Here is a 2,846-nt window from a genome sequence, read left to right as displayed (position 1 = left end):
ACGGCCGTTATCCAGGAAGCGTATATCCAGGGAATCTCGACTCGTTCTGTCGACGACCTGTGGTGGATGGTGAGCGTACGGTGAGCTGTTTTTGCTGATCGGCCAAATCAGGCGATGTTCTGGCATTAGAACCAGCATTAGTGCTGACATTAATACCAGAACGAAGAGGTTTCATGGCTCGCATAGAGATCATGTCCGGTACCGAGCGCAGACGGCGTTGGTCGGACGAGGCGAAGCTGAGGATACTTGCGGAAGCTGATGAGCCCGGTGCTCGCATTGGCGATGTGGCGCGCCGGCACGACATTCATCCGGGCCAGATCCGCTTGTGGCGGCAATCATTCAACTATGCCGATCGGCCGACGGTGTTCCTCCCGGTGGAAATCACGGAGGAGGTTGGCGTAAGCCAGCCGTCTACCGCAGCAACAAGGCCGACGATCGTTGAGATCTTGCTTCGAAACGGTCGGAGCTTGAAGGTTGCGGTTGACGTTGAGTTGAAGCTGCTTGGCCCGCTCGTCGCTTGCGTGGAGGCGGTATGATCGGCCCATCGGGGAATGTGAGGGTCTATCTGGCCTGCGGAGTGACCGATATGCGGCGTGGCATTGATGGTCTGTCCGCGCTGGTCGAGACGGTCGTGAGGGAGGCACCGGGCTCGGGCGCAATCTTCGGCTTTCGCGGAAAACGCGCGGACCGGATCAAGCTTCTTTGGTGGGATGGCCAGGGGTTCTGTCTGTTCTACAAGATTTTGGAGCGCGGATACTTTCCCTGGCCGACGGCGAAAGAGGGTGTAGCGCACCTGACGCAGGCGCAGCTTTCGATGCTCGTTGAGGGGATCGATTGGCGACGCCCGGCGTGGACTTCCGCTCCCGGCCGAACGGGATAAAAGCTATATTTTGCAGGGGCATGGGAAGCTTAACGCTGGTGCGTCAGAGGCAAATCGGCTAGTTTCGCGGATATGGAAACAGCGCCGCTGGACAGTCAGGACGAGCTCAATACTTTGCGCGCACTCGTCGCGGAACAGGCGGCAAAACTTGAGAGCCAGGAAGCCGAGGTCATCAAGCGAGACTCCATAATCGGGCTTCTTCGCGCGCAACTGGAGCTTCTCCGACATCGGCAACATGGCGCGTCTTCGGAAAAGATCGACAGGAAGATCGAGCAATTCGAGCTGATGTTGGAGGAGATCGAGGCCTCCCGGGCCGAGGCTGAACAGCGCTCCGGGAAAGCTCCCTGCAATTGCCCGACCTGCGGTGGCACTTCGTTCCTGAAGGCGGCCGACAGAGTGGTCCAGGTGCTGGAGCACGTGCCGGCGTCGGTCAAGATTGTCCGGCATGTCGAGAAGCGCATGATCTGCAGGGAATGCGATACGACAGTGGCTGGCGAGATGCCGACCTTGCCGATCGAGCGCGGCAAACCCGGGCCGGGGCTGCTCGCCCACATCATGATCGCCAAATTCGACGATCACATTCCCCTCTACCGCCTGTCAGAGATGTACGACCGGTTGGGGATAGACATCTCCCGATCCGTAATGGCCGACTGGGTCGGCCGGGTATCTGCATTGCTGACACCACTTGTCCTGTTAATCAGGGCCCATATCGCCGCACTCGACCGAATACATACGGACGATACCCCGGTCGATGTTCTCGACCCCGGGCGGGGCAAGACAAAAACCGGCAGGGTCTGGGTCTACGTCTTTGACGGCAGTGGCTATCAATCCGCCACTCCCGCAGCCATTGCCTATTACTACAGCCCCGACCGCAGGGGCGCACATCCGGCTGATCACCTGGCAAGCTTCAGCGGCGTCATGCATGCCGACGGCTACGGGGGTTACAAGAAGCTCTATGGCAACCAGATCATTGAAGCCGCCTGCATGGCGCATGTGCGCCGCAAGTTCCATGATGTGATAAAGCTCAAGCCGTCTCCGATCGCTGAGGAAGCGCTGTCACGCATCGGCGCTCTCTACGATATCGAGAACCGTATCCGAGGCATGTCGGCTGACGAGCGGCGCACCCTGCGCCAACACCATGCCCGGCCTGTTCTGGACGAACTCAAGGCCTGGATCGAGGCGACACTCTCGACTTTGCCTCAGAAGCAGAGGCTGGCCGAGGCGATGCGATATGCCCTGTCGCGATGGGCAGCCTTGAGCGTCTACATCGACGATGGCCGTGTCGAAATCGACAACAACATCGCTGAACGAGCCATGCGTCCGCTTGGAATTGGAAGGAAGAACTGGCTGTTTGCCGGCTCGGACAAGGGCGGCGAGCGCATCGCCAACATCCTCACCATCATCGAGACGGTCAAACTGCAAGGCCATAATCCAGAGGTCTATCTGACGGATGTCCTGACCCGGATCCAGGATCACCCCGAAGACCGAATTGAAGACCTCCTGCCTTGGAACTGGACGCCGGCAAAAGCTCGATGCGAGGCCGCCTGATGGCGCGCTCGAGGTTCATCTACACACTCAGCCAAGTCGCCGGCATGATCGGCGAAAACCTCGAACTGATCGAAGAAGTGACCGCAAACTCGGACAACATCTCCGAAGGCGAACTGGTTTACGTCGGCGATGGCAGTGAAGACGGCACGAAGGGTCTGACCGAGAATGGCATCGAAGAACTTCAAAGCCTACTCGCCGACATCAGGACGTGGGACGGCGGTATCCGCGAGTTCCTCATCGACACACAGTGCGATCCTGAAATAATCGACCGCATCATGGCCGATGAGATGAAACGCGGCCTATAGATTCCATCTCTCGACACCCGAAAATGCGTTCGCCGGACGCTTACGGTGGATGCGACCTATCTCAAGGTCCGGCGTGGCGGCCGCATCGTCTCAGTCGCCGTCATTATCGCGGT

The 2,846-nt window shown here is 59.0% G+C and carries 4 protein-coding genes; all 4 read left to right on the top strand.

Going from position 1 to position 2,846, the window contains the following annotated elements; genetic code table 11:
* Window positions 1-173 precede the first annotated feature (173 nt).
* The 4 genes from CO671_RS32985 (at window position 174) to CO671_RS34645 (ending at window position 2,733) form a co-directional block, all read left to right on the top strand.
* The gene (locus CO671_RS32985) at window positions 174-536 is read left to right on the top strand and encodes a transposase (RefSeq protein WP_029875542.1); all 363 of its coding nucleotides are present in this window, start codon (window positions 174-176) and stop codon (window positions 534-536) included.
* A complete protein-coding gene (tnpB, locus tag CO671_RS32980; protein ID WP_009996986.1) occupies window positions 533-880 on the top strand; it encodes an IS66 family insertion sequence element accessory protein TnpB in 348 nt (115 codons plus the stop codon). Before CO671_RS32985 ends, tnpB begins: the two co-directional genes overlap by 4 nt.
* 72 nt (window positions 881-952) lie before the next feature.
* Window positions 953-2,428 carry an IS66 family transposase gene (locus tag CO671_RS32975; protein WP_029875541.1) on the top strand — a complete coding sequence of 492 codons (1,476 nt, stop codon included), beginning with the start codon at window positions 953-955 and terminating at the stop codon, window positions 2,426-2,428.
* The gene (locus CO671_RS34645) at window positions 2,428-2,733 is read left to right on the top strand and encodes a hypothetical protein (RefSeq protein ID WP_009996984.1); all 306 of its coding nucleotides are present in this window, start codon (window positions 2,428-2,430) and stop codon (window positions 2,731-2,733) included. The genes CO671_RS32975 and CO671_RS34645 overlap by 1 nt, the downstream gene beginning before the upstream one ends.
* Window positions 2,734-2,846 lie beyond the last annotated feature (113 nt).

The sequence above is a fragment of the Rhizobium sp. M10 genome (genome assembly GCF_002531955.1).
GTDB classification, from domain to species: domain Bacteria; phylum Pseudomonadota; class Alphaproteobacteria; order Rhizobiales; family Rhizobiaceae; genus Rhizobium; species Rhizobium etli_C.
This window is presented reverse-complemented; position numbering and strand designations above follow the sequence as displayed.